Here is a 26,608-nt window from a genome sequence, read left to right as displayed (position 1 = left end):
ACCCTCCATTCGACATAATTCAACCCATGTCGTTACATCGTAAGTTCAGAAATTCGGGTTAGCCTAAAAGCTAATCTTCCCAATCATTGCTTTCTACTGCATCAAGATAAAACAAAAAACTGCCTATTTCAATCTATACTAAAGATTAAAACAGACAGTTTTTCGTTATTAGTCTTCATTCGTTTCGTCGTTCTTATCATGACAGCGCCAGCATATGCCGTGGAAAGTTAGTCGGTGATCTTTGATGATAAAGTTCCAACGTTTTTCAACTACGGCTTCCACATCTTCAAGCAAATCTTCTTGAATTTCATCAACAGCACCACATTCGATACAAACAAGATGATGGTGGAAATGGGCAGCTCCCTCTTGGCGTAAGTCATAGCGCGATACGCCATCGCCAAAGTTGATTTTGTCGACAATTTTGAGCTCAGTTAATAATTCTAACGTTCTATAAACAGTAGCTAGACCAATCTCTGGTGCTTTTTCTTTTACTAAAAGGTATACATCCTCAGCACTTAGGTGGTCCTCTTCGTGCTCAAGCAAGACAGCAACTGTCGCTTCTCGCTGCGGCGTCAGCTTGTAACTAGCACTATGCAACTGTTTTTTTATACGATCAATTCGGCTCTCCATGTGACGCCCCCCTAAACTCTTTCCATTATACCAAAGGAGTAAATCCTATTACAAGATAGTGAATAGATTTCTAACAAGCTTCTATTTTTTTATCTGATCTCAATTTATGTCCATTCAATTCATCATTTTAACACATAAGAAATAACAATAAACTCTGCAACTATTATGATGAAAAATGCGATAAAATTCAACAAAATTGTCCGACCAGATACTTGTTTCCCGATTTTTCGCTTTGACCAAGCAGGTACAAGTAAATTGCATAGGACTAGCAACAATATACAATAGATGAGCTGAAATGGAAACCACCAAATCGTATAAAGCCAAAAAGCTTCAAGTTTTTGTAATAAAAAAACCGAGCTAAAGCCAAAAAAAGTGGCACGCATAGCTACAGTCACACGTACTAAAACCTTTAAAACGCTATGTGTCGCTAGTAGCAAAACAAGGCCTATGGAAATAGCAACAGGTAAAACTAAACGAAAAATGGATTGCCTGTCCTCATCTGCTAAACGAGGCTCTATAAATAAAATAAATGGTTCCGCTTTCGGTCCACCAATAATATGAAAGAAGATAACACCACAAACGAAACTTACCGCAATGATGGAAGCGTGATAAAATATAGACACCGTACGAGACATAAACATGCTCCTTTTCTATCAAGGTTTGTACAGCTTATGCTCGTCCGTCTCTATTATGCTAAAAGATTATTTTCTAAATTTGCTGCAAGCCAAAGTACCGCAAATGCTGTTTTAGCATCGTATATTCGTTGATCTACTACCATTGTTTGTGCCTCTTCCAACGAAACTTCTAATAGTTCGACAAATTCATCCTCATCTAAGTCTGCTTTATTTTCTATTTTATATAAACCCTTGGCAACAAATAGATAAATAACTTCATCCGCAAAGCCTGGAGATGTCGCAAATGCCTGTAAAAAAGTTAGACTATGTGCCCCATAGCCAGTCTCCTCCTCTAATTCTCGGCGTGCTGTTACCACTGGTTCCTCACCAGGCTCAAGTTTACCAGCAGGAATTTCAATTATAGAACGTTCAAGCGCTTTACGATATTGCTCTACCAACACTAGTTTCCCCTCAGCCGTAACAGCAATGACTGCCACAGCACCTGGATGCTTGATAATTTCTCGTTTGGCAACCTGACCATTCGGTAACGTCACATCATCAATTTGTAGTTTTACTATTCTTCCGTCATAGACCGGTGTCGTTTTAGTTGTTTTTTCCTCAAACTTTTTCATTGACGATAACCTCGCTTGTTCTTCAGATATGTTCATTGTACCATTACAAGTAGAGAAATCGAAGGAGGTTGTTCACATGAAAAAAAGACAGCTTGGCACAAGTGAATTGTTTATTTCAGAGATCAGTTTAGGAGGCATGTCTCTTTCGACAGATAAAAAGCAAGCTGCTACTATTGTCGATATGGCTTTAGATGCTGGCATTAATTATATTGATACAGCAGATTTATATGATTACGGTGCAAACGAGGAAATTATTGGGGCAACCCTAGGAAAACGTCGTAAAGATGTTATTTTAGCCACAAAAGTAGGTAATCGCTGGACTGAAGGTGTCAATAGCTGGCACTGGGATGCATCCCCGTCCTATATAAAAGAAGCCATACATGCTAGCCTACGTCGTTTAGGTACTGACTACATTGATCTTTACCAATTACATGGTGGTACAATCGAGGATGACTGGGATGGTATTATCAGTACATTTGAGGATTTGAAAAAAGAAGGTCTTATTCGGGAATATGGTATTTCCTCCATTCGCCCCAACGTGCTACGTCGTTTTTTACCCGCAAGCTCAGCAAAAAGCGTTATGATGCAATATAGTGCATTAGACCGTCGCCCTGAAGAATGGTTTGAGTTGATTGCAAAGGAAGGTGCATCTGTAGTAACACGTGGAACAGTTGCGAAAGGCTTACTAACGAATAGCTGGCAACAACGTCTACAGCATGTAAATGGTTTTAATACCTATACAGTAGATGAGTTATCTACAACGTTAACAGACTTAGCTGCTCAATATGATGATTTACATGCACTGGCAATCGCCTTTAATCTAAAAGAACCTACTATCGCTTCAACGGTCATCGGTGCAAGCTCACAACAACAATTAGCTGAAACACTTGCTGCCTATGAAAAAATTGATTCGATAACAGATTTTAAGAAAGTCAATAAGCTGACTAAAGATGAGCATTATCAAGAACACCGATGAAAAAATGGTTGATCTTTATCATCTGTCTAGTCATACTAATCACCTCTTCAAGTATGACCTACGAGCAACAAAGTATTTTACCTGAATTAGAAGACTTACTTTCCAATAAACCTTTTGAAGAACAACTATCCGTTTTAAAAATTCCGTATTGGGGAACAACCGTATCTATTGAAGAACGCGGTTATTTTCCATTTGTAGAATTTTTAATTCGTAAATTGACACATTTTATCGGGTTTGGATGTATTGCACTTGGTCTGTACTTTGCATGGGGAAAACGCCGTTTTGCAGCTATTATTGCCATTATCGGCACGGCTTTTATCGCAATGCTTGATGAATTTCGTCAAAGCTTTACTCCAGGTCGCACGATGAGTGGTCAAGATGTGCTTGTTGATACAGCCGGGGCCATTGTTTTTGTTGGTGCAGTCGTCATTATAAGGAAATTGTTTAAAAATAAAAGACAAAAGGCGTTGTTTTAGCCTTTTGTCTTTTATCTATAATTAATGTAGGAATCTCCAAAAAAAGAATGACTCTGTTTCTTTATATAATGTAGCTCCTGCTTTTTCTAAAACTCGATGGGAAGCCTTATTATCCTTTTCAGTATCAGCTATAACATACTTTACATTTGGTTGACTAAGTAACCAGTTCTTCAATGCGATGATGGTTTCTGTCATATAACCACATCCCTGAAAACTAGGAAAAGTGTAATAACCAATGATCACTTCCAGCCTCTCGTTAGGCATCCCTTTTAGCATAATGCCTCCAATAGCACAATTTTGTTCTTTTAATACAAGCAACCAATTTGTATGCCACAGATAGTTTTGCTCATCTTCTAAAACCTTGAAGAGTCTGAAATGCAATGCTTGTTTAAGCTCGTCATCTAATATTTCCTCAAACTTACTTAACGACAGCTCTTTTGCCATTTGTTCTCCACGCTCAATTAGTAATTGTAGATACTTAGCATTTAAAGGTATTAATCTTAATCTTTCTGTTTGTATTTCTAACATGGCTGTTACTCCTATCATAATTTAATCATTTAATAAACTACAATAAGGTATATGTTATTGGCAGCGTCCTCCATTTTATGATTAAGAATCTCTTGCCTTTATAATATCGTCTATTAAAGGATATTTTATATGGACATAAAAAAACAGTGAATCCATTTATGCATGAATTCACTGCTTTCCCATTTAATATTTTGAGCCTTTATCTCCGTATTCGTTTAGTAATTCTTCAAACGATTTATTTTTTTCACGTTGTTTGCGTTCAAATGCAAGTTTTGCTTGGCGTTCTTCTTCTGCCGCTTGCTCTTTAGCAGTTAAATCTTGCTTCGCAGCTTTTAATTTTGCAAGTACATCGCCACCTAGTTGGTCTGCTAATGTTACAGCTTCTTGCTTTGGTAAGCTTGCTGTCATGCTATTAGCTGCATGTTGCTGTTGTTTTCGTTTCTTTCCCATTCCATTCACCTACTTATTGACATTAAGGGCGCTTGACAACAGTTGCTACGCCTTGTCCACCACCAATACATAATGTGGCTAAGCCCGTTTTTGCATCACGCTTTTCCATCTCATGTAACAGCGTCACTAAAATTCGAGCACCACTTGCACCGATTGGGTGACCAAGAGCAATCGCACCCCCGTTAACATTTAGTTTATCATGATTAAAGCTTAATTCACGATCTACAGCAATCGATTGTGCTGCAAATGCTTCATTTGCTTCAATTAAATCCACATCATCTAATGTTGCCCCTGCCTTTTTTAGCGCTTTTTGCACTGCTTTGACAGGACCTGTTCCCATAATGGCTGGATCGACTCCTGCGCTGGCATTAGCAGATATGATGGCCATTGGTTGAATACCGAGCTCTTGTGCCTTTTCCTTTGACATCACAACAACGGCTGCGGCACCATCGTTAATGCCTGATGCATTCGCTGCTGTTACTGATCCATCTTTTTTAAATGCTGGACGTAACTTTGCAAGAGAATCTGCTGTCACACCTGCTCGAGGAAACTCATCCTTTTCGAAAAGAATAGGCTCACCTTTGCGCTGAGGAATCTCTACAGCGACAATCTCATCTTCAAACTTGCCTGCAGAAATTGCGGCCTCTGCACGTTGCTGTGAGCGAGCTGCGAAATCATCCTGCTCTTCTCGTGAAATCTCGTACATATCACATAGGTTTTCTGCTGTAATTCCCATATGATAATCATTAAACGCACACCACAAGCCATCATGAATCATTGTATCGACTACCTTTTGATCTCCCATACGGAAGCCTTCTCGTGCATTTTTTAAGACATAAGGCGCTTGACTCATATTTTCAAAGCCACCTGCAACAATAATATCAGCATCTCCTGCTAAAATGGCCTGTGTTGCTAAATGAACAGCCTTTAAACCAGATCCACATACTTTATTGATGGTTAAAGCTGACACTTCATGTGGTAAACCAGCCTTTATCGCTGCCTGCCGCGCTGGGTTCTGCCCAAGTCCTGCTGATAAGACGTTCCCCATAATCACCTCATCGACCTGCTCTTTTGCTACACCTGCACGAGCTAATGCTTCTTTAATGACAATACTACCTAAAGTTGTTGCTGGTACGTCTTTCAATGTCCCTTGAAATGAGCCTATAGCTGTACGCACAGCACTCACGATTACTACCTCATTTGTCATGTCCATTCTCCCCTTTTCCCCGTTCAAAAATCAACACTGCATGCATATGCTACTAGCAGATATGTATATTTTAACAAATGTTTTGACGATTTTCGATAATAGAAATAATCGCAGTTTTGCCAAAGTTATTGTAAAATGTTGACGTGTTTTAAACAATCTTAGTTGGGAACATTACAAATAAGAAATAGCATGTGGAGGTGTTTTAGATGAAAAAGAAGATGCTTTTATTTTCTGGTATTACGACAACGCTAGCCGCGGCTGCAACAGGTTTGTTCGGCTTCGCGCTTTCCAATAAATTAATGTATATACAGCAAAAAGATCCTGAATTTGTTCGCGAACGTGAAACGACAGCTAAGCGCTTTGACGAAGCTTGGTATAATAATAATTTGAAGTGTGAACTCAATATTGATTCTCCAAATGGTTACACCATTCGCGGCATTATGTTTCAACCTTTGGAAACCAATAACACCATTATCATTTGTCATGGTGTTACGGAAAATAAAATAAATTCCGTAAAATACGCGCGATTATTTGAAAGACTTGGCTATAATTCAGTTATTTTTGACCACCGTCGCCACGGTGAATCTGGAGGCAAAACTACGAGTTACGGCTATTATGAGAAAAACGATCTGGATGCGGTTGTGAAAACAGTCAAGGCGATGATTGGTGAGGATGCTATTCTTGGTATTCATGGTGAATCCATGGGTGCTGCAACTATGCTACTGTATGCTGGGACAGTAGAAGATGGTGCTGATTTTTACATTTCCGATTGTGCGTTCTCTGACTTTTCGATGCTTCTCAAGCAAATCGCCAAAACAGAATTTAAATACGGTTCCATTATACCCATCCGTTTTGCCGATTTCTTCGTTCGCCTAAGAGATGGCTACTCTTTTAAAAGTGTCACACCTGCTGAAGCAGTTACCCATATTGAAAAGCCAATACTTTTTATCCATAGTATTCCAGATACATTTATTCCAGCCTCTATGTCACTTGATTTATACAATAAAAAAGTAGGTCCAAAAAAATTAAAACTCTTTGATACAGGTGCACATGCACAGTCCTTTAATGAAAATATGGATGAATATGAAGATTTAATTCATGATTTTTTAGAAAGTTTTATTTACCAAAAAATAAATCGAGATTCTTCCTCCTCCAACGTCATACCTTTCCATTTTTAGCAATATAAAAACCTTGCTGATTAAAAATCACGCAAGGTTTTTAAGTTATTTTATTCCGCAAAAACGATATGCCATTCATCACGTTTTGCTAAAAATTCTTTCGCTAAGGCTTGTGCCCCTTCCAAGCTATGGCTCGCCGCCCATCCACATTGCACCTCATTGCATGCAGGCACTGCTGTTGCTTTCGTCACATCTGTAAAGGTTTTTTCCAAAATAGATAATAAATCTTCATAATCATTGTGATTAATAAGTGATACATAGAAGCCTGTTTGGCAACCCATTGGACTGAAATCAACAATATGATCAGAGTAATTGCGGATAATATCAGCTGATAAATGCTCTAAAGAATGTAAGGCTGGCATTTCCATGTGCTCTTTATTGGGCTGTTTAAAGCGTATATCGTATTTGTACACTTCATCGCCATTTTTCCCAGTTTTAACACCTGCTAAACGAACATACGGTGCTTTTACTTTCGTATGATCCAGATCAAAACTTTCTACATTTGTCTTTTCACGTTCCATTTCTAACAGCTCCTTTTCTATCAATACTACCTATTATAGCTAGTTTCCCAAAAATAAGTGTAAATATTTTAAATTGCATGAAATTTTATATTTTTAAAGAGAATAACAATCTGATAATATGTTCCTCCCATTTCAAGGGGTTTTCGATATCCGCTTTTTTGTCCTTCATGAAATAATAGAAGTGTTGAATATTTGAGATAAAAAATGTATAGCTGCTCCATTATTAAACATTTCTTAAACAAAAAGAAGGGATTATCTCAATTTACTTTTGAGATAATCCCTTCTTTTTGAACCCACGAAAAAAGCAACCAGTTACTGAAACTAGCTGCTCCTTAAAAATTCCGATTACTTTTGGAATTTATTCATTTGTGCCATCATTTGACGTACTTGCTTTTCAGACGGCGTACGACCCATTTGTGCCATCATCATTCGAATCATTTGCTCATTAATAGGTGGGTTTTCTTTTAAATATTTCATCATAGCTTGACGAGCGAAATAGAAACCAAGTGCCGCGCCCGCTGCTAATGCGATAATTACGATAATAATCCAGCCCCATGTAGGCATACAACCAACCTCCTCCACTACAATATACCGAGAAAAACTCTCCACGCTCCATTATACACCAAATGATAGCATGTTACTATATATTGTAGTGAATTTTCCTAGTGCATTGTATACTTCATCGGCTTTAACCACCCACACTCATTATCCTGTTTATTAAAAGCAATAAACCGTTCACTCATTTTAGCAAGCATTTGAAATAGATCTAAATCTAGCATTCGCGAACCTTCGCAATAAACGCAAATTTTACGATCGACTAAATAAATAGCCATTTTGCCTTTTATAGGATGTTCTAAAAACAAAGCATTGCGAGCTCTTTCTAAATGGGCATATTTAGAATCAAGTTGATGCTCCAACATTGCTGCAATTTCTTCAAAACGAACGGATTCGCATATATAGGCAAGCTCTTTTAAGGATTTCTCATTGGCGTCTTCACAGCCTTGCATCATTTCCAACAACTTACGCTCTCTGCCAAAAATAAACGTTAAATGCTCTTCTTTTATTTTATATATAGAATAGGTTCTCAACAGAAATCCTCCTTCGCTCGTTTCTTTTCCATAAGTATAGCTCATCCACTCTTGTTAATTTGTCAAACGAAGGAAGGATCTATCTTCTATTTTTGTCGAAAAAATTCTAGTTTCGGTTCTAAAAATGACTTTATGACAAAAGCTAAAATTCGCATTAGAAATCGATGAATAGTTATCAAAAATAGTAAAAGTAAGTCGTAAAACACTCCGAAATCCCCTCTATTACTGCTGCTTAGAAGAAGCTCCGCCTCAAGACCTAGTACAAAATCAATTTCGAGTCCGTTTTAGACAATCATGCAAATAGGTAACATAAAGGTACAAACGAAAGGAGCTAAAACAAATGAGAAAATTTCTTTTATTAACTGGAGGCGTCATCGCAGCATGTGTTGCACTTGCCTTAATCGGACCACTTGCAGGCTTACTATTCTCCGGATTATTTGTAGCACTGGGCATGCATTTCTACATCGCTAGCAAATCCACATTCGGGAAAATTTTCTGGTTTACGGTTGGTCTAATCGGAGTCCTATCTGCAGTTTCTAACATTCCAGCCATGATCGGTCTTGCAGCAATCGCTATTATCTACGTCATCTATAAAAAATGGAATGGCGAAGATGTAAAAATCCCTACAATTGAAGGGAAAAAAGAAGAAGATCCATTTACAAACTTTGAAAAAGAATGGTCAAATCTAACAAAATAAAAGGAGCGAATTTACATGAATTTATTTCAACGTTTTAGATATACAGTAGAGGCGGACATACATCACCTATTTGATAAAAAGGAACAAAAAAATCCAATTGCGATGTTAAACCAGTACATTCGCGAGGCAGAAAAACAAACAGAACAAACAGGTAAATTATTAGAACGTCAAGGGCAATTAAAGGAAAAATTGGAGCAAGAATTTAAAGAGAACGCTGAATTACTCGCAAAACGTGAATCTCAATTGGCGTTAGCAACAACTAGCGGAGAGCAAGATTTAATTGATTTCGCAACAGATGAAGTAACAGCTTACACAGCGCGAAACCATACATTACAAGCAAGTATTGAGGCGAGTACACGAGAATACTTCGAGCTTGAGCGCAAATTCGAAACAATGAAACATAAAATTAAAGACATGAAAGTACGTCAATTACAGTTGATGGGGAAAGAAAACGTAACACGTGCTCATCATCAAATGGACGGTATGATTGCCAAAAACAATAAAACAAATTTTGAAGATTTAGAAGCCTATATTGATAAATTAGCTTACCAAATCGACAAAGATCATGAGGTTACAACTTTTGAGGCAAGATTGGCAGAATTAGAAAAAAAAGCAGCCGAAGAAAGCTCACCACTGCTAATTGAAAATAAATAACATGATATAATGAAAGCAATGCGCCAACTTTATAAGGCGCATTCTTTCACGTTTTAAATTAGAGGGACCCATTCCCTCTCTTATACTATTAGTAGAAGGAAGGGTGACCCTCTTGCAAAATTTCACAACTAATAAGCTCACATTTTGGGTACTATGCTTCTTTTTACTCGTTTTTGTAGAGCTCACTATTTTTAATAATGGTGGCGCCTTCTGTTTATTGATTGGGGCAGTACTTCTCTATTTAAGTTTTTCCAAAAAAGTACGTTTTTTCAAATGGACAGGAATTTTCTTTATTGCGGTTGCTCTGTTTACTATGTGGAGCTTACGTTTATTCATTGTAATCATGCTCTTATATATGCTCTATCAATACTTACAACGAGAAAACGAGCCAAAAGTGGTTGGTGCAGAGCTATTTGAAAAACTCCCTGCGACTAAAAATGACTTAATCGGTACAATACCTGCTCCTACGGAAGCGTATAAATGGCAAGATGTCCAAATTCAACGCCTTGCAGGAGATATAACTATTGATACAACACAAACCATTTTACCTGCTGGTACTAGTCTTATTACGATTCGGCAAGGTATCGGCAAAGTTCAGATCTATATTCCATATGAAATCCCTTTCCGTTTACACTATACAACATTATTTGGTGAGCTTACATGCTTACATGTAGGGCCACAACGTATATTAAATGAAAGTGTTAGCTTCTCCGATGGCAACCCTGAGGATGCAAAACGTATTTTGATTATTCATGTCGCAACATGGCTTGGAGATTTGGAGGTGCTACGCAAATGATTGCCTTTATCTCAAGATTGTTTACTTTATTTTTCATTTTAATGAGTGCTACATTTGGGCTGCTTGTGGCTGTTTGGGGAAACCCAGACGAAAAAAGATGGGAGCCTTTATGGCAACAGAATTACGATAATTTTCCTCTAGGTGGAATCATTGTTGTTAGCCTTTTTGCACTCAGCTTCCTGTTTGCTAGCTGGATTAGTATGACTGCTCGTGCACGAGAAGCTCAAGCAACACGTATCGTGAAGCAATTAATCGAGCCAGATTTTATTTTTCCTAAAAAGCAAGCTTTACCAAAGCCATTAAAAAAAGCACTTATTCAAACAAGTGAATTAATTGATACACAGCGTAAAAGCTTACAGCGTTTATCTAATGAACGGGCGGAAGCTAATGACAAAATTATTCAGGAGCGCATAATTGCTGAACGCCAACGACTTGCTCGAGAACTGCATGATTCCGTGTCACAGCAACTGTTTGCTGCCTCCATGTTGCTCTCCGCATTAACTGAAAATGACGAAAATGCTACGAGTTTAAAACAAGTGGAGAAAATTGTTCAACAAGCTCAGCTTGAAATGCGTGCATTATTGCTGCATTTACGACCTGTAGCGCTACACAATAAAACATTGGCACAAGGCTTAGAGGAATTGATTATTGAGCTTCAGCAAAAAGTTTATTTTCATATTGAATATGAGTTAGAGGAAATGGCCTTAACCAAGGCAGAGGAAGACCATTTATTCCGTATTGCTCAGGAAGCGCTCTCCAATACACTTCGTCATGCTAAGGCAAGTGAAGTGGAGTTACTTTTAGTTGCACGAGACGACTTAGCTATTTTACGAATTCAAGATAATGGGTTAGGCTTTGATGTAGAGGCAGATAAATCCACTTCCTATGGCTTACAAAATATAGCAGAACGGGCAGTTGAAATTGGTTGCACTTATAAAATTGTGTCAGTGCCTGGAGAAGGAACGATAGTGGAGGTTAAAATTCCACTGCATAAGGAGGAGATCAATGACGATGATACAAGTGCTCATAGCGGATGATCATGAAATGGTACGTATTGGTGTCTCAGCGTATTTATCAGCACAACCGGATATTACAGTTGTTGGAGAGGCTGAAAATGGCAAAGAGGCTGTAGAACGTGCCCTTGAACTTAGACCTGATATAATTTTAATGGATAATGTCATGCCGATCATGACAGGAGCAGAGGCAACAGCAGAAATTTTAGCGGCATGGCCTGAGGCAAAAATTATGATGGTCACTAGTTTTTTAGATGATGATAAAGTCTATCCTGCCTTAGAGGCTGGGGCAGTGAGTTATATTCTAAAAACATCAAATGCAAAACAAATTGCCGATGCTATCCGTAAAACAATAGGTGGCGAAACGGTATTAGAGCCAGAGGTAACATCCAAAATGATGCACCGTATGCGTCACGGTAATAATACGCCCCTTTACGAGCAACTTACTGACCGTGAAATGGAAGTATTATTGCTGATGGCACAGGGCAAAGCCAATCAGGAAATCGCCGACGAGCTATATATCGCCTTAAAAACGGTAAAGACGCATGTAAGCAATATTTTGGCTAAGCTAGAAGTGCAAGATCGCACACAAGCTGTTGTCTACGCCTTTCAAAATGGGCTCGCTAAATAGCCTCCTACATAAAAAGACTGCATGTTAGCATGCAGTTTTTTATACTTTTAGAGGTACTTTGGTAGATCACTTACATGATGACGTGCACCAATTACATCATATACTACTCACTCTTCTTTTTACCCCACTCCCAAATTGAACCTTTTTTTATTAGATACGTTAATATTTGTAAAAAAGGGATCTTTTATGGATCATCGTTTTACCTATCATAACTTTGTCACAAACAATGTGTTTTCCTTACTTGATCCTATCTTTCTTGTGATTTTTCTGTTCTCTATTTTGCTACTCATTATGGTTTGCATCAAAAAAACACCCATTTGGTTATGTACTATTTTTGCCAGTTTAACCGTCATCGTTTCTGGTCAGCTTCTTTGGTTTTCTGCCATTATCGTAGATGAATTAGGAATTGGTGGTAGTACAAAGGATTTTATCCTTTTCATGGGTATTCTAGTCACTCAATTCTTGGCTTTATACATTACGGTACTAAAAAGCTATAAAAAAGAAAAGAACCGCAACACAGAGAAAGAAGCTCACTGAGTGTTGCGGTATTCATTGTTTCTTTTATAATGCTTTTACTTTTGCTACGACATTTTCTACCGTGAAGCCGTATTTTTCCATTACTACTTCACCTGGTGCTGATGCGCCAAATTTATCGATAGCAAGCACATCACCTTCAAAGCCAGTATACTTATGCCAGCCGAATGATGCACCCATTTCAATCGCAAGACGTTTTGTCACAGCTTTTGGTAGAACAGATTCTTTGTAAGCTGCATCTTGTTTTTCAAAGCGATCCATAGATGGCATTGAAACAACAGCTACATCCATTCCTTCAGCTTTTAATGCTTTTTGTGCTTCAACAGCAAGTGAAACCTCTGAACCTGTTGCGATTAAAATCGCATCTGCAACTTCTTTTGTAGCAGGAGACACTGTATAAGCACCTTTTGTCACACCTTCACGTACTGTTTCAATAGAAGCGTCAAGTACTGGTAAGTTTTGACGAGATAATACTAAAACTGTTGGTGTTTTTTCAGAAGCTACTGCAAGTTCCCAAGCGACTGCTGATTCGTTTGCATCTGCAGGACGAATAACAGATAGATTTGGCATTGCACGTAATGATGCAAGGTGTTCGATTGGTTCATGAGTTGGACCATCTTCCCCTACCGCAATTGAGTCATGTGTAAATACATATGTTACAGGAAGACCCATTAATGCAGATAGGCGCACTGCTGGACGAACGTAATCTGAGAACACGAAGAACGTACCACCAAATACATTTAAACCACCGTGAAGTGCCATACCGTTCATAGCAGCACCCATTGCAAATTCACGAACACCGAACCAGATGTTGCGACCTGCATAATCGTCTGCTGAGAAGTCACCAGCGCCCTTCATTGTTGTTTTATTAGAGCCGGCAAGGTCAGCTGAACCCCCAAAGAAAGATGGTGTTTTCTTTGCGATGGCATTGATGGCATCACCAGATGAAGAACGCGTTGCTACTGATTTACCTGCCTCATATACTGGTAATTCAGAAGCAAAATCCTCTGGTAATTCACCATTCATTGCTTTTTCAAATTGAGCTGCTAACTCTGGGAATTCTTCTTTATATGCTGCAAATTTAGCATTCCAAGCTTCCTCTGGTTGTGCTCCTTGCACTTCAGCAGCAGCAGTAAATGTATCATATACTTCTGCAGGAATCTTGAACGGTTCGTGAGCCCACTCATAGGCAGCTTTCGTTAAAACAACTTCATCTGTACCTAGTGGTGCACCGTGAGAATCTGCTTTACCAGATTTATTTGGAGAACCAAAACCAATAACCGTTTTTACTTCAATTAATGTTGGTTTGCCAGTTGATTTTTTCGCTTCTTCAATGGCAGCATTAATCGCATCAACATCTGTACCATCTGCTACTTTTAAGTAATTCCAACCATAAGATTCAAAACGTTTTTGCACGTTTTCTGAGAATGACTTTTCTAAGTCACCATCCAAAGAAATATCATTAGAATCGTAAAGCACGATTAATTTTTCAAGTTTTAAGTGGCCTGCTAATGAAATAGCTTCAGCAGCTACACCTTCCATTAAGTCACCATCACCACATAGTGCAAATGTGTAGTGGTCAACGATGTCATGACCTGGTTTATTGTAAGTAGCCGCTAAATGACGCTCAGCCATTGCCATACCAACAGTCATAGCAATCCCTTGACCAAGAGGACCAGTTGTTGCCTCTACACCTACTGTATGACCGTATTCAGGATGTCCTGGTGTTAATGAATCCCATTGGCGGAAATTTTGAATTTCTTCCATTGGTAAACCATAGCCTCCAAGATGAAGTAAGCTGTATAGAAGCATTGAACCATGACCAGCTGACAGTACAAAACGATCACGGTTATACCATTTTGGATTGGCTGGATTATGGCGTAATTGTTTTGTCCATAGCGTATAAGCCATTGGCGCTGCCCCCATCGGTAAACCTGGGTGACCAGAATTTGCTTTTTCAATAGCGTCGATTGACAAAGTTCGGATAGCATTAATTGCTAATAGATCCGCATGTTGAGTCATTATATTGTGACATCCTTTCTCGTCCTATATATTGTTCTTTTACAGTTTAGTCAACATTGCTGTAGAAAACAATGCTTTTGTTATACTATTTGGTTTTTCATACATACTTTATTGAATTGTGTCACATTAATTTAGAAATTTATTTTTTTTCGCTTGTCTAACCTTCTCTGGTGTGACATCATTACCTTCTACATCCACCACTTTTACATTTTCAATCGTATCGCGCATTGTTGCTCGGAACGTATCTAAGTACTCCTTACGAAGCGCTGTTCGCTCCTTTGCCTCTTCCTCTGTTAATTGTCCACTTTTTGCTTTGGCAGAAAGTTCATTAATTCGATTAATTTTTTCTTTTGATAACATTGTTACACACCTTTCAATACCTATCTTAAAGACTTCAGTATGCAAAGTATAGCATGGTTTCCCTTAAAATGCAGTTATACCAACCCTTAATAACACCTCTTTGCTATTATTCACATGACTTCCAGATGTTAGAGGTGTATAACTATAGTAAAAGGGAAAAATTGATAGATATTGGGGGAATGAACGTGAATATTACAACTCAACGATTACTTATCAGAAATTTTGAAGCAAAAGATTTTCCTGCTATTTATAGTTATTTGTCAGATAAAACGGTGATGCATTACATGCCTGAAGGCGTTTTCGATGAAGAACAGGTACGAAAATTTATAATAGAAAACAGTGATGTACAAGCCAAACATTTTGCCATTGTTTTAAGAGAGCAACAATTGGTGATCGGTCATATTGTTTTTCACCGATACTTTGGTGAACATACCTATGAAATCGGATGGGTTTTAAATCCTCTTTATCAGAACCATGGGTTTGCTTCTGAAGCGGCGCTTGCTGTTTTAGATTATGGCTTCACCGAAATGAAGCTTCATAGAATAATTGCAACATGTCAGCCCGAAAATATCGCTTCATATAGGGTCATGGAAAAGATAGGTATGCGACGTGAAGGTTTTTTTAAAAAATGTATACCGCATGGTGAAGATTGGTGGGATGAATTTTATTACGCCATTTTGCAGGAAGAGTGGACGAACAAAGGAGAGTGTGAATGAAGAAAACGGCTGTATTATTATACCCTCAATTTAGTGAATATGAATTAAGCGTGGCCTTGTCTATATTAATGCAAGGTGGCAAACCTATCATCACCCTAGGTTTAAACAATGAACCAATACGCGGGGAATCGGGTTTATGCTGTGTAGTGGATTCTCTAATAAGCGAGGCGAACTTAGCTGATATTGATAGTCTTGTATTGCCAGGATGCATGGACATATCTTACCTACAACAAGAACAGGAAATATTCGATTTTATACGTGCAATCCACGATAAAGAAGGCATTATCGCAAGTATCTCTAGCTCCCCCTATTTATTAGCAAAGGCTGGAATTTTAGCAAACAAACAATACACGGTTGGTTTGCCTTTAGATGGAATAAGACAGTTAGGGATTTTTGATCTACGACATTATTCTGACGAACTCTTTGTGCAAGACGGCCATATCATTACAGCACGTGGTAGAGCCTTTATTCAATTCGGTATTAATTTAGGGAAAGCGCTAAATCTAAATTTTAATGCCAACTGGTATGAAAAATAAAACACTCCACATGTCTAATTCCTTGGACATCTCTTGTAGATTTTCGCTATAATAATGTCTAATACTTCGGACAAAAATGGAGGAGTAAATCTGAAGAATATTATCAAAGTTTTGAGAAAAAGATTAGGAATAACACAAGCTGCTCTTGCTAAGGAATGCGGGGTTGTCAGACAAACAATCAATTGTATTGAAAATGATAAGTACGATCCGACGCTTGAGTTAGCTTTTAAAATTGCTAAAGTCCTCAATAGTCGTATTGATGAGGTGTTTATCTATGAATAGATTTCATCCTAATTATATGATTACTATGAAAGATTTCGTAAAAGAGGACTCCGTATTATTACGAAAACAAACACAAGAAGTGACAATCCCTGTGACAAAAGAAGACCAACATACATTATTATCAATGCTGCAATATTTAAAAAATAGCCAAGATCCAAATCTAGCAAAAAAATATAAGCTTCGACCTGGAAGTGGACTATCAGCTAACCAAATTGGCGTAGATAAACGAATGTTTGCTATATTTTTTGATGACTATGAAATGATGTTGATCAACCCTAAAATAATCAGTCATTCTGTAAATATGATTTATTTACCAGAGGGAGAAGGGTGTTTATCTGTTAATCGACCAGTCCATGGTTTTGTGCCAAGATATGAACGTATTAAGGTTAAAGGTTATAACATTAATGGACAAGAAATCATCGTGCAGTTACAGGGCTATGGTGCAATTGTTGTCCAACATGAAATCGACCATCTAAACGGCATTATGTTTTATGATCGAATTAATAAAGAACACCCTTTTAAACTACCTACTAACGTAAGCATAGAAAGCTTATCTTCCTATTAATAGCGAAGTACAGAAGATAAAAAAAGATTAGCAGGCTATATCATTTTCCTGCTAATCTTTCTTGATGTTCTTGAAATCTGCGATGGACAGTCGCTTTACTAACTTCAAAACCTAACCCTCTAAGCGTTATAGAAATTTCTTCAAAGGTAAATCCACGTTTACGCAGCTTGACAATTTCATCTACAGGTAGTTCCTTACGCTCCTGACCATGCGGGTTACCTCGATTCGATAAATTATTTTCAGGACGGAAGCCATTCTCTACAGCACGACGCATACCTCTACGTATTTTAGCATTATGTATTCTACGCTGGTATTCCTCTACTATCGCTAAAATCTCAAGCAGCATCGTGTCCATTTCGTTTAGTTGAACCGGTCCTGCATCACGCATAGAGAAAACATCTGTTGCTGATTTTTGTAACAAATGCAACACAGCCATCCTTGCATTTCCACGTCCTAAACGTGTTTCATCTTGTACAAAAAGGGCGTTAATCCCCTTTTCTTTAATGAAATCAAGCATTTCAAGTAAGCCCTCACGTTCTACATCGTAGCCGCTGTGCTTATCCTTAAAAACGCCCTTCACCTCATAACCTTGCTCTTTTGCATAGCGCAGTAACTCTTCTTGTTGGCGCTCTAAAGACGAGCTTTGTGTTTCCTTTTCAGTACTTACACGGCAATAGACAACAGCCGACAGTTGATTATTGATCATTGTTCGTTTCTCGCAATTTCAATGGTATTGATGGGATCGGCATGATTACTCACTACAGGAATGACTAGAGATTTTCCTGCCACAATTTTAATATCCGCTAGCTCATTTTCTGTTTTCACAAGCTTAATCCAATCTTCAGTACTCATTTTACCACGGTATTGCTCTGCTAACGACCATAAGCTATCCCCGTGTTCGATTTGAATTTCAGCGTAACTAACGTGTCCTGGATCAGTAATGTAAAGATATCCTGCAAATAGTAGACAAACTCCCATCAAGATTGAAATATGTGTGTTTTTCTTTAACCATGTCATGTTCATAACCCCTTTTTAGAATGTTTGTTCGGAATGTATGTTCTCATAATAAAGCGAACAAACGTTTTTGTCAAACACTTTTCGAACCTATGTTTGCATACGTGTTCGCATTCTGTTATACTATCAAATAAGAAGAATGATATTAGAAAAAAGAGGTGAGCACTCATGAAAAAAGTTTCAAAAAGACAAGAGGATATTTTAGCTTTTATTAAAGAAGAGGTACGAGCTAAGGGCTATCCACCATCAGTACGAGAAATCGGGGAAGCAGTTGGACTTGCTTCAAGTTCCACTGTTCATGGTCATCTAGCTCGATTAGAACAAAAAGGCTTTATTCGTCGAGATCCAACAAAGCCACGTGCGATTGAAATTCTAGAGCCTGAAGAATCCATTCAAAAGCAACAAGTAATTCATGTTCCACTTGTTGGTAAGGTTACAGCCGGTTCTCCTATTACAGCTATTGAAAACATTGAAGAGTATTTCCCGCTACCAGATACGTATGGCACAAGTGAAGATCAATTGTTCATGCTTGAAATTATGGGGGAATCAATGATTGAAGCAGGAATTTTAGATGGGGACTTAGTCATTGTGAAGCAAAAGGCAACTGCCAATAACGGTGATATTGTTGTAGCTATGACAGCTGAGGATGAAGCCACTGTAAAACGTTTTTTCAAAGAAAAAAACCATTTCCGTTTACAGCCTGAAAATTCATCCATGGAGCCAATTATTGTCGATCAAGTTTCTATTTTAGGACAAGTTGTTGGTCTCTACCGTCGTGTGCATTAATTACGAAAATAGGTATCGAGGATTATATGTTCCTTATGAGCATGTATCCTCTTTTTTACGCAAAAAAAGAATCCACATACTAGCATTGGATTCTTTACTCTATGCCCTTCTAAGCTTCTTTTTTGAACTTTAAGCTAGCCTCTACAAATGCTGAAAATAATTTTTTAGCGTTCTCTTCTCCTGCTATGGCCATTTCCTCAGGATGCCACTGAACTGCCAAGCAAAATGGTAAATCTTCATGAACTACCGCTTCGATAATACCATCGCTTGATTTCGCTGCTACTTTTAATTTCTCTGCTAGAACATTCACAGCCTGATGATGAAATGAATTTACAGCAACTTTCTCTTGTTCTAAAATAGTTGCTAATAAATTATCTGCAATAATCTGTACATAATGAGTAGCTACAGCTCGACCTGATTGCTGTGCATGTTTAAGCAACTTCGTACTAAAATGGTCACTATCAATGTCCTGATATAAAGTACCACCTAATGCGACATTTAAAATTTGGATTCCACGACAAATACCGAAAATAGGCATTTTTCGTATAAAAGCAGCTTCAATTAAAGCTAGTTCAACTGTATCCCTCGCTGGATGAATTTTCCCTAGCTTTGGTGATGGCTCTGCTCCGAATAGAAATGGATGCACATCATAGCCACCCGATAACAATAAACCATCTGTAAGAGCTAAAATTTGAGCCGCATCCTCCTCAACACCTAAAGGAATAATAAGCGGAATTCCTCCCGCCTCAATAATACTTTGACTGTAAGCAGCATTTAAATGAGCGGATAAATCATCCTCCACAAAGGCTGTAATGCCAATAACCGGTTTCACTTGCTTCCCTCCATATACTTGAAGATTGACAATTACCAAAAACCTAAATACCAATTGATTAATGAATCACCATAAAAATAAACAATGATCGCTGCTAAGGCGATAGACGGACCAAAGGGGAAGGGTGTTTTTCTTCCTTGCTTACGCTTGAACAAAATGATAACCCCCACAATCATACCGATAACTGCCGCCAGAAATAGTGTTAACAGTGTATTGATTGTGCCAAGAACGAGTCCAATTAAAAAGAATAATTTAATATCTCCTCCACCCATGCCACCATTCGATATAACCGCAATAACATATAGTATGCCAAAACCAACGACAGCACCCACAAGACAATCCCACCATGGTGTTAATGGCGATAGTACCCGACCTACAACGAGGAATGGTAAAAAGAATATAAGCACCCTATCTGGGATGAGCATATAGGCTAAATCCGAAACAATAATAATAACGAACAAGGAGATAAATAAAAGCGCTACAATAAATTCTATGCCCCAACCTAGCCGCCAATAAGCAAAGGCAAACAAAACACCTGTCCATATTTCTATTGCTGGGTATATCCAACAAATTGTATAGCCACAGCTTCGACATTTCCCCCCTAAAAACACATAAGACAATACTGGTACTAAATCAATCATCTTTAATTGTCTATTACAGTTGATACAATGTGAAGGAGGATGGACAATCGATTCCTTCTGTGGGACACGTAAACCTACCACATTATAAAAAGAGCCAAAGACAAGCCCAAATAAAAATATAAAGATTGTATAAGCCATTTCCATTTTTTTGACCTCCTAAACCAATAGGAGCCCATACAAATCGTATGGTTCGCCTATCCATGTAAGTATTGTTCAATAACAAGTCCTCCTAACATTGTTAGGTTATTAAAGAATCTATTAAAATACTTGTCGCTATGGAAAATTTGGATAAAAACAATAGAGAATGAATGATGTAAGATTAGGGAAATGTTGAACTTTAAAAAGCGGGGAATATAGTAAGGTTTCGATATCATTTTAACATAATGTAAAAAGAGATTCCAAAATACATTGGAATCTCTTTTCTTCTTTATTTCCTCAACAACCTACCCGACAACAGCATGCCAATCCCACCAATTGTAATAAACAGAATTGCTCTAATTAATAAATCAAGTGCGGATAAGTCAAAGAATATAAGCTTAATAAACGCCATGACCAAAATGACAAAGCCTGTTGTACGGAGTGTTTTAAGATGATGTTTTGAACCAAGCCATAATGAAACACTGGCCGTCAAGAATAATGTGATCGTTGTAAGGGCAATGCTTAGCTTCCAATCTAGTACGTTATTATTCGTAAACTGTTGAATCAGCCCCCAAATAGAAATCATTGTGAGTACAATACCAGAACTTACAATAGCATCGACATATTTCCCTAGACGATCTTCATACAATCGGTAAATAAGCCCTTTTACAAAGATATCTACGATGATGGCTACAATGACTGCAATATAAACAAATCTAGTGATAATATTCAAACTATCCATCATTGAAGTCTTGGTGCTAATCAGCAAAGAGAATAGGAGGAAAAATGCGCCGAGAACTGGTGTTAACGCTCGCCCTTTGTATGATTCGGCAACTAGTAAAGAGCCTGCAAATAGTGCAGCTAATGCAATACTCATCATATAAGGAATACCGTTTGTGTCCACAAAATAAGCACTGTCTAGTTTGCCAATATAAGCTAAGAAATAGCCTGCTGTGACCACTGCTAAAATATCGATGATGTATAAATCCTTCATAACCTTTTCAAATGGTGTAATTGTTTCTTTTGGACGTCTTGCATATAAATATATGACGATTAGGTAGATAATCGGCATGAATAAACTTAGATGATCTATGCTGAAAAATGGTTTTGGCTCATGAAAGACGTAGTTTAATGTAAATGTCAACACAAGGAAAAATGAAGTAACTACCTTCATGATACTTGCCCGTATACGTAAACTCATCATAACACCAGCAAATATAATGAGCGGATAAAGTAAATCATCTATGTTATTTGGTAAATTCATTAGAAGTACGGTATTACATAGTGTAATAAATGCCAGCGTGACAGCACTATCCAATACTTCCTGCCAATTTTTACGATAGCTATAAAACGCTATTGCGCCAAATAAAATCATCAAGGTAATGAGTAGTATTTCTCCATTTTCAAGCGAACGGATAATAAGATTCATCAATATTAAAGTAAAAGAGCCTAAAGAAAATTGGAGCCCTATATGTAGTGGCTTCCATTTTGATTGCACACGATACAGTAGACACCAAATTGCGTAAAAGATTGCCAGAATCACCAGTAAACCAAGTGCAAAAACAACTTGCTGATCACTATTCATAAACGCTACAATGCTCACTGCTAGAACAGAGAAGAAAGTAGCTATATAAAGTGCAAGCTTTTGCTTGTGCTGATAAATGACCAATTGTAGTGCAGCAAACAATACGATCACAAATAGTAAAATAATGACGGCACTAAAATCCATATACTCTAGTAAATAAGGTAATAATAACGACGTAAAAGCAACAAAAATAGTGAGTGCTTCATTTTTCTTCAAATAACTAATGCCAATTCCATAGCCAATATACAGAATCGTAATGCCTAATGCAGGTGTTAGAGCGATGATTTCATACAAAATGGCACTTGCTGCTGTTGTTAAAATACCAACAATAAATGCCCCACCATATAGTGAAATTGTCATTGCAGCAGAGCCTACTTTTCTACGTTCCAATACGTAGGCAATGACCACCAATCCCACCGATAATGCATAGGCGAGGATGATTTTCACGTCATTCGATAAATAACCATAATCACTGACAAGTTTTAGTCCCCAAAGGACCCCCATCACTAAAATAACCATGAATACTTTTGGAAGTGCCCACATAACACGTTCCTCCATCGATGGCTGTGGTTGCACTTCTTTTTCCGTTACTTTGGACGGGATAGGCTTCGACTCCAGTGTGGGTTTTGGTTTTATTGGTTCTGATTGCTTGATTATCGATTGTCTGGCATCAAGAGTATTTATTTTTTCAGTGTTTTGAGTACGCTTTAGTGAAGACAACTCCTGACGTAAATCTGCCATTTCCTCCTCGAGCTTAGCAATTCTACGCTCCAATTCAATGGACATTCAATCATCCTCCCTACTTTATCAATTTTCTAACATTATAACATATTTATCCTTATTGTAAAATTACACTTTTAGTTTAATTTATCTCGGTCTCCTATACATTAGAGCACGCTCACTATCACTTGTGCCACGTGTCGTAGGATCTACAATGACACCCATTAACACAAGGATGGATAAAACTGTATTTAAAATCGATGAAATTTGCTCACTCATCGCAGCTGTTAAATCATAGCCAAAAATAGCCGCTACTTGTTGTGCGAGTAGGAGTAACAATGAAAATAGCCCTAGTAGAAATGGAATATGTTGAAGACGAACCTTCCAGTTAATTCTCATAAAAGCTCACCTCCCCCCCTCTTGCCACAGTATATGCATAGTAGTTATGTGACACATATGCAAAAATGGAACTCTTGCTAAGTTACTAGAGTTTTTTAATAATATTTTGTGGTCCAAACTATTTATGGAAGGAAAGCTAGGAAGGTTTTATCACGTATGTCATACACATATATTTAGTTAGGTTGCATCTTATAACTGGATGCCTCCCAGTTTACTGAAAACGAGGGTGATTGATTTGGTGTATGAGTGGAACGTTTTGCGGGTAATTGCTTGCTTAAGTATTGTATTATTACATGCTACAACCAATATTGAAACGATTAATGGCTATATTGATCAACCATACTATCAATTTTTTAGATTATTGTTATGTTTCGCTACACCAACCTTTATTTTATTATCTATTTTGATCTTAGCTAATCGCTACCCAAATCAGCTACCTCCCCTTTTTTTATGGCGTCGTTTTCAGTTTATTGTTATGCCGTTTGTAGCTGCAGGTATTTTATATGCAGCCAACGCCGCTTTTCATTATGATGAAAACTTTTGGAATGCATTATATCGACATATTGTTTTAGGAGACTTTTCAGGATGGTTTGTCATGACGATCTTTCAGCTTTATATTCTCTTTTTTTTCATAAAAAAATGGCAGCTATCCAGTATCTGGTTTACTTCTATTTTTTTCTTACTAGGAATTTTTTATATGACTATTGTAAATTTGAATTTCGACTATTTCATCCAGAATGATCATTTTATGCGTTTGCTCTTTGTTGGTTGGCTTCCTTATTTTGCAATGGCCTATATCATTGGTAGTCATTATGAAAAAATAGCACGTTATCTTGTCAAATATAAATTCGTCACAGTCCTTTCCGTTATACTTGCAATGGCCATTTTATATGCAAACTATTATTTAGGTGCTCAGCAGATTACATCCAGAAGAATCGATATTATGTTATTCGTTTTGACTATAACATTTTGTATATTAGCGTTTGCACAAAGTATGCCCAAGCTCTCTTATCTCCATATTTTAAGTCGCTATTCCTTTGGTATCTTTCTAATACACTGGCTGATCCAAGAATATCTTGCTCCTTATTGCGCATTACTACCTACTACCGCTCTTCAAGTAATTTCACTTTTCCTGTCCAGTTTACTTGTCTGTATGCTGCTTATCAAAATCATTTCATACGTACCTTTAAGTGCCTATCTGATAGGTAAAGCTCATCAAAAGCCCTCTCAACATTGAGAAGGCTTTTTTGATGGAAAATAAATTTTTTAATTAATTTTGCCAAACAATTGACAGATGGCACCATAAGTTGTATGGTTAATTACATAAGTAATCAACCAATTAACAAGTGAGGTGGATTGTGATTCATTCTTTAAATAACGAAAAACCAATTTTCCAACAAATTCGCGAAAGAATAGAAGATGCCATTCTAGATGGACAGCTACAGCCAGATGATCGCATTCCATCTACGAATGAGTTTGCAAAAGAATACCAAATCAACCCTGCAACTGCTGGGAAAGGCGTGAATGAATTAGTGGATAAGGGGATCATTTATAAAAAACGAGGTGTCGGAATGTTTGTACATGAGGACGCTAGAAAAATTTTAGTTACTGAGCGTAAAGAAAACTTCTTTCGTCAACATATTGAACCGTTGAAAAAGGAAGCTAGTCGTTTAGGCATTTCCGATGAAGAGTTACAAAGATTGATACAAGGGGGATAATGTATGAAGATTACTGTCAACAATGTCACGAAGTCATATAAACATAAATCCGCTTTACAAAATGTCACATTTACTATGGAGGGTCCGAAAATTATAGGTTTTTTAGGCCATAACGGGGCTGGTAAAACAACTTTTTTGAATCTGTTATCAGGACTCATCGCGACTACAAGTGGAGAAATTTTGGTCAACGGAGAAAATGTCTTTAATGCTCCTTCTACTTTACGTAATATTTGTTTTATCGCTGAAAGTGACAATTTCCAAGCAGAAATGACCATTGCGCAAACATTGAAGGCAAATCGCTTCTTTTATCCTAAATGGGATGAAGAGCTGGCTCAGGAACTGGTCCAAGTATTTGCTTTGAATCCAAAAGATAAGGTACGTAGTTTATCAAAAGGAATGGTCTCAGCACTTGGAATCATTACAGGCTTTGCGAGTCGTGCGGACATTACCATCTTTGATGAACCCTATATAGGCTTAGATGTGGCAGCAAGGAATACGTTTTATGATCTGTTAATTGAACAACAAACTGAAAATCCACGTTTATTTATTTTATCCACACATTTAATTGATGAAGCAAGCGAACTATTTGAGGAAATTTTTATTCTTCATGAGGGAGAGCTATTATTGCAAAAAACTGCTGAGGAGTGGTACGAACATATTGTTGCTGTAAAAGGTAGTGCTACAGATGTTGCTTCAGCAATTGGTGACTTAACAGTGATTTATCAGCATATGTTTATGCAAGAAATGACAGCTGTTGTTTATGCAAATGGCCAATTCATTGAAGGTCAGAACATATCGCTTGAATCAGTCTCTCTTAAAGACATGCTGGTTTATTTAAGTAAACAGAAAGTGAGGTCTATGAAATGAATACAATGAAAGGTAGTTTTTATATCTTATTTCAAAATTTCAAAAAACATAATATCATTTTTTGGAGCATTTTATTTTTAATTGTGCTATTGTCATTTTTCTTAGATGCATTTTTCGGTCAATATATATCTTTTGCAATTACCATTTCGATACCTGTTTACATTTTTTATAGTTCAATGGCAGCAAAGCTTTTAAATAGAACATTACCCTATTTTTTAAAGCTAGGGTTAAGTCGCCAACAATATATGGTCAATGTCGGGCTGTTTTTCATAAGTTGGAGTTTAGTTGGTGCACTAATCATTGCGAGTGCACAAAATATTATTACTTATGTTTCTACCCTACTAAACATCAAAAATAATATTATCATCATCCACCCACTCTTAATTTTTGATAACACCTATTCATTTTTACAAACCGCAGCATTTGATTCAGTCTTACTTCTATTCTGTCTTAATTCAGGCCTTCTTCTTAATGTCACTTTTTATCGCTTAGGTATTTTAGGCGGCTATAGTTTAATTGGCTTACTTGCTTTAGTTCCAATTTTAATGGTCGTGTTTGAATGGTTCACACCATTATTTGAGCTTTTATCTAATTCGTCCTTAAGCGCTATCTTAGGAAGCATTTTTATTTTAAGTATCTTACTCTATTTAGTTATTTCTACAAGCATGCGAAAGGTTTCTGTAAATCCTGTATAAATATAATAGGGAGAAATTTATCGAATGAATCAAAAATTAATATTTAAAATAGTTGCTTTAGAATTTCTACTCATATTTTTCTATGTTATAAATGGTGCTTTTGTTTC

At 37.4% G+C, this 26,608-nt stretch carries 35 protein-coding genes; 18 read left to right on the top strand and 17 right to left on the bottom strand.

What is annotated here, in order from left to right; translation table 11 throughout:
- Positions 1 to 168: 168 nt before the first annotated feature.
- The 3 genes from fur to OU989_RS05815 form a co-directional block, all read right to left on the bottom strand.
- The gene (gene fur, locus OU989_RS05825) at positions 169 to 630 is read right to left on the bottom strand and encodes a ferric iron uptake transcriptional regulator (RefSeq protein WP_274796176.1); all 462 of its coding nucleotides are present in this window, start codon (positions 628 to 630) and stop codon (positions 169 to 171) included.
- 122 nt (positions 631 to 752) lie between these two features.
- Positions 753 to 1,265 (bottom strand): hypothetical protein, encoded by a 513-nt coding sequence (locus OU989_RS05820; protein ID WP_274796175.1) that lies wholly within the window; start codon positions 1,263 to 1,265, stop codon positions 753 to 755.
- A 53-nt stretch (positions 1,266 to 1,318) separates the two neighbouring features.
- Positions 1,319 to 1,876, bottom strand: a complete 558-nt coding sequence (locus OU989_RS05815) for an NUDIX domain-containing protein (RefSeq protein WP_274796174.1) — start codon at positions 1,874 to 1,876, stop codon at positions 1,319 to 1,321.
- Between the two features lie 76 nt (positions 1,877 to 1,952).
- Here OU989_RS05815 and OU989_RS05810 point away from each other — a divergent pair, with 76 nt between their 5' ends.
- Entirely contained in the window at positions 1,953 to 2,852 is a 900-nt protein-coding gene (locus tag OU989_RS05810; protein WP_274796173.1) for an aldo/keto reductase, read from the top strand.
- Complete coding sequence (locus tag OU989_RS05805) at positions 2,849 to 3,328, top strand: VanZ family protein (protein WP_274796172.1); 480 nt, start codon at positions 2,849 to 2,851, stop codon at positions 3,326 to 3,328. The genes OU989_RS05810 and OU989_RS05805 overlap by 4 nt, the downstream gene beginning before the upstream one ends.
- A 21-nt stretch (positions 3,329 to 3,349) precedes the next feature.
- On the opposite strand, the gene OU989_RS05800 is transcribed toward OU989_RS05805, so the two are convergent.
- From OU989_RS05800 to OU989_RS05790, 3 genes are all read right to left on the bottom strand, one after another.
- On the bottom strand, positions 3,350 to 3,856 hold the full coding sequence (locus tag OU989_RS05800; protein WP_274796171.1) for a GNAT family N-acetyltransferase: 507 nt from the start codon (positions 3,854 to 3,856) through the stop codon (positions 3,350 to 3,352).
- A 183-nt stretch (positions 3,857 to 4,039) separates the two neighbouring features.
- Positions 4,040 to 4,306 (bottom strand): YqkE family protein, encoded by a 267-nt coding sequence (locus OU989_RS05795; RefSeq protein WP_274796170.1) that lies wholly within the window; start codon positions 4,304 to 4,306, stop codon positions 4,040 to 4,042.
- A gap of 22 nt (positions 4,307 to 4,328) precedes the next feature.
- Complete coding sequence (locus OU989_RS05790; RefSeq protein WP_404809716.1) at positions 4,329 to 5,513, bottom strand: acetyl-CoA C-acetyltransferase; 1,185 nt, start codon at positions 5,511 to 5,513, stop codon at positions 4,329 to 4,331.
- 206 nt (positions 5,514 to 5,719) lie between these two features.
- Here OU989_RS05790 and OU989_RS05785 point away from each other — a divergent pair, with 206 nt between their 5' ends.
- The gene (locus OU989_RS05785) at positions 5,720 to 6,691 is read left to right on the top strand and encodes an alpha/beta hydrolase (RefSeq protein ID WP_274796168.1); all 972 of its coding nucleotides are present in this window, start codon (positions 5,720 to 5,722) and stop codon (positions 6,689 to 6,691) included.
- Positions 6,692 to 6,741: 50 nt separating this feature from the next.
- On the opposite strand, the gene OU989_RS05780 is transcribed toward OU989_RS05785, so the two are convergent.
- The 3 genes from OU989_RS05780 to sirA form a co-directional block, all read right to left on the bottom strand.
- Positions 6,742 to 7,212, bottom strand: coding sequence for an S-ribosylhomocysteine lyase (locus OU989_RS05780; protein WP_274796167.1), 471 nt, complete (start codon positions 7,210 to 7,212; stop codon positions 6,742 to 6,744).
- 345 nt (positions 7,213 to 7,557) lie between these two features.
- Entirely contained in the window at positions 7,558 to 7,776 is a 219-nt protein-coding gene (locus OU989_RS05775) for a YneF family protein (RefSeq protein ID WP_004232154.1), read from the bottom strand.
- Positions 7,777 to 7,874: 98 nt separating this feature from the next.
- Entirely contained in the window at positions 7,875 to 8,300 is a 426-nt protein-coding gene (gene sirA / locus OU989_RS05770; protein ID WP_004232148.1) for a sporulation inhibitor of replication protein SirA, read from the bottom strand.
- Positions 8,301 to 8,640: 340 nt separating this feature from the next.
- Here sirA and OU989_RS05765 point away from each other — a divergent pair, with 340 nt between their 5' ends.
- The 6 genes from OU989_RS05765 (at position 8,641) to OU989_RS05740 (ending at position 12,628) form a co-directional block, all read left to right on the top strand.
- Entirely contained in the window at positions 8,641 to 8,997 is a 357-nt protein-coding gene (locus OU989_RS05765; protein ID WP_274796166.1) for a lmo0954 family membrane protein, read from the top strand.
- A gap of 15 nt (positions 8,998 to 9,012) precedes the next feature.
- Positions 9,013 to 9,651, top strand: coding sequence for a PspA/IM30 family protein (locus tag OU989_RS05760; RefSeq protein WP_274796164.1), 639 nt, complete (start codon positions 9,013 to 9,015; stop codon positions 9,649 to 9,651).
- 112 nt (positions 9,652 to 9,763) lie between these two features.
- On the top strand, positions 9,764 to 10,447 hold the full coding sequence (gene liaF / locus OU989_RS05755) for a cell wall-active antibiotics response protein LiaF (protein WP_274796163.1): 684 nt from the start codon (positions 9,764 to 9,766) through the stop codon (positions 10,445 to 10,447).
- Entirely contained in the window at positions 10,444 to 11,484 is a 1,041-nt protein-coding gene (locus OU989_RS05750; RefSeq protein WP_274796162.1) for a sensor histidine kinase, read from the top strand. The genes liaF and OU989_RS05750 overlap by 4 nt, the downstream gene beginning before the upstream one ends.
- Positions 11,459 to 12,091, top strand: coding sequence for a response regulator transcription factor (locus OU989_RS05745; protein ID WP_274797285.1), 633 nt, complete (start codon positions 11,459 to 11,461; stop codon positions 12,089 to 12,091). Before OU989_RS05750 ends, OU989_RS05745 begins: the two co-directional genes overlap by 26 nt.
- Before the next feature lie 186 nt (positions 12,092 to 12,277).
- Positions 12,278 to 12,628: a hypothetical protein gene (locus OU989_RS05740; protein ID WP_274796161.1), complete on the top strand. Its 351-nt coding sequence runs from the start codon at positions 12,278 to 12,280 to the stop codon at positions 12,626 to 12,628.
- A gap of 24 nt (positions 12,629 to 12,652) precedes the next feature.
- On the opposite strand, the gene tkt is transcribed toward OU989_RS05740, so the two are convergent.
- The gene (gene tkt / locus OU989_RS05735) at positions 12,653 to 14,647 is read right to left on the bottom strand and encodes a transketolase (RefSeq protein ID WP_274796160.1); all 1,995 of its coding nucleotides are present in this window, start codon (positions 14,645 to 14,647) and stop codon (positions 12,653 to 12,655) included.
- Between the two features lie 126 nt (positions 14,648 to 14,773).
- Positions 14,774 to 15,007 (bottom strand): DUF896 domain-containing protein, encoded by a 234-nt coding sequence (locus OU989_RS05730; protein ID WP_274796159.1) that lies wholly within the window; start codon positions 15,005 to 15,007, stop codon positions 14,774 to 14,776.
- A 185-nt stretch (positions 15,008 to 15,192) separates the two neighbouring features.
- On the opposite strand from OU989_RS05730, the gene OU989_RS05725 reads away from it, so the two are divergent.
- The 4 genes from OU989_RS05725 (at position 15,193) to def (ending at position 17,106) form a co-directional block, all read left to right on the top strand.
- Entirely contained in the window at positions 15,193 to 15,723 is a 531-nt protein-coding gene (locus tag OU989_RS05725) for a GNAT family N-acetyltransferase (RefSeq protein ID WP_274796158.1), read from the top strand.
- Positions 15,720 to 16,259, top strand: coding sequence for a DJ-1/PfpI family protein (locus OU989_RS05720; RefSeq protein ID WP_274796157.1), 540 nt, complete (start codon positions 15,720 to 15,722; stop codon positions 16,257 to 16,259). The genes OU989_RS05725 and OU989_RS05720 overlap by 4 nt, the downstream gene beginning before the upstream one ends.
- A gap of 90 nt (positions 16,260 to 16,349) precedes the next feature.
- Positions 16,350 to 16,541, top strand: coding sequence for a helix-turn-helix transcriptional regulator (locus OU989_RS05715; protein ID WP_274797284.1), 192 nt, complete (start codon positions 16,350 to 16,352; stop codon positions 16,539 to 16,541).
- Positions 16,534 to 17,106 carry a peptide deformylase gene (gene def, locus OU989_RS05710; protein ID WP_274796156.1) on the top strand — a complete coding sequence of 191 codons (573 nt, stop codon included), beginning with the start codon at positions 16,534 to 16,536 and terminating at the stop codon, positions 17,104 to 17,106. The genes OU989_RS05715 and def overlap by 8 nt, the downstream gene beginning before the upstream one ends.
- A gap of 40 nt (positions 17,107 to 17,146) precedes the next feature.
- On the opposite strand, the gene OU989_RS05705 is transcribed toward def, so the two are convergent.
- Complete coding sequence (locus OU989_RS05705) at positions 17,147 to 17,812, bottom strand: YneB family resolvase-like protein (RefSeq protein ID WP_274796155.1); 666 nt, start codon at positions 17,810 to 17,812, stop codon at positions 17,147 to 17,149.
- A complete protein-coding gene (gene yneA, locus OU989_RS05700) occupies positions 17,809 to 18,123 on the bottom strand; it encodes a cell division suppressor protein YneA (protein ID WP_274796154.1) in 315 nt (104 codons plus the stop codon). The genes OU989_RS05705 and yneA overlap by 4 nt, the downstream gene beginning before the upstream one ends.
- A 165-nt stretch (positions 18,124 to 18,288) precedes the next feature.
- Between yneA and lexA the strand changes: the two genes are divergently transcribed.
- Positions 18,289 to 18,906, top strand: a complete 618-nt coding sequence (lexA, locus tag OU989_RS05695; RefSeq protein WP_004232118.1) for a transcriptional repressor LexA — start codon at positions 18,289 to 18,291, stop codon at positions 18,904 to 18,906.
- 109 nt (positions 18,907 to 19,015) lie between these two features.
- On the opposite strand, the gene OU989_RS05690 is transcribed toward lexA, so the two are convergent.
- The 4 genes from OU989_RS05690 to OU989_RS05675 all read right to left on the bottom strand — a co-directional run bounded on the left by OU989_RS05690 (position 19,016) and on the right by OU989_RS05675 (position 23,221).
- Entirely contained in the window at positions 19,016 to 19,738 is a 723-nt protein-coding gene (locus tag OU989_RS05690; RefSeq protein ID WP_274796153.1) for a gamma-glutamyl-gamma-aminobutyrate hydrolase family protein, read from the bottom strand.
- Between the two features lie 32 nt (positions 19,739 to 19,770).
- Positions 19,771 to 20,523: a prepilin peptidase gene (locus OU989_RS05685; RefSeq protein WP_274796152.1), complete on the bottom strand. Its 753-nt coding sequence runs from the start codon at positions 20,521 to 20,523 to the stop codon at positions 19,771 to 19,773.
- Between the two features lie 283 nt (positions 20,524 to 20,806).
- Positions 20,807 to 22,888 carry a DUF2339 domain-containing protein gene (locus tag OU989_RS05680; RefSeq protein WP_274796151.1) on the bottom strand — a complete coding sequence of 694 codons (2,082 nt, stop codon included), beginning with the start codon at positions 22,886 to 22,888 and terminating at the stop codon, positions 20,807 to 20,809.
- An 81-nt stretch (positions 22,889 to 22,969) separates the two neighbouring features.
- Positions 22,970 to 23,221 (bottom strand): phage holin, encoded by a 252-nt coding sequence (locus OU989_RS05675; RefSeq protein ID WP_274796150.1) that lies wholly within the window; start codon positions 23,219 to 23,221, stop codon positions 22,970 to 22,972.
- 238 nt (positions 23,222 to 23,459) lie between these two features.
- Between OU989_RS05675 and OU989_RS05670 the strand changes: the two genes are divergently transcribed.
- From OU989_RS05670 to OU989_RS05655, 4 genes are all read left to right on the top strand, one after another.
- On the top strand, positions 23,460 to 24,458 hold the full coding sequence (locus OU989_RS05670; RefSeq protein WP_274796149.1) for an acyltransferase family protein: 999 nt from the start codon (positions 23,460 to 23,462) through the stop codon (positions 24,456 to 24,458).
- 121 nt (positions 24,459 to 24,579) lie between these two features.
- Positions 24,580 to 24,939 carry a GntR family transcriptional regulator gene (locus OU989_RS05665; protein WP_274796148.1) on the top strand — a complete coding sequence of 120 codons (360 nt, stop codon included), beginning with the start codon at positions 24,580 to 24,582 and terminating at the stop codon, positions 24,937 to 24,939.
- Between the two features lie 3 nt (positions 24,940 to 24,942).
- Positions 24,943 to 25,806, top strand: a complete 864-nt coding sequence (locus OU989_RS05660) for an ABC transporter ATP-binding protein (RefSeq protein WP_274796147.1) — start codon at positions 24,943 to 24,945, stop codon at positions 25,804 to 25,806.
- Positions 25,803 to 26,501, top strand: coding sequence for a hypothetical protein (locus OU989_RS05655; RefSeq protein ID WP_274796146.1), 699 nt, complete (start codon positions 25,803 to 25,805; stop codon positions 26,499 to 26,501). Before OU989_RS05660 ends, OU989_RS05655 begins: the two co-directional genes overlap by 4 nt.
- The last annotated feature ends 107 nt before the right edge of the window (positions 26,502 to 26,608 follow it).

Origin of the sequence: Lysinibacillus irui, from assembly GCF_028877475.1 — a bacterium.
GTDB lineage: Bacteria > Bacillota > Bacilli > Bacillales_A > Planococcaceae > Lysinibacillus > Lysinibacillus irui.
The sequence above is the reverse complement of the archived record's forward strand: the minus strand, read 5'-3'. Positions and strand labels throughout refer to the sequence as shown.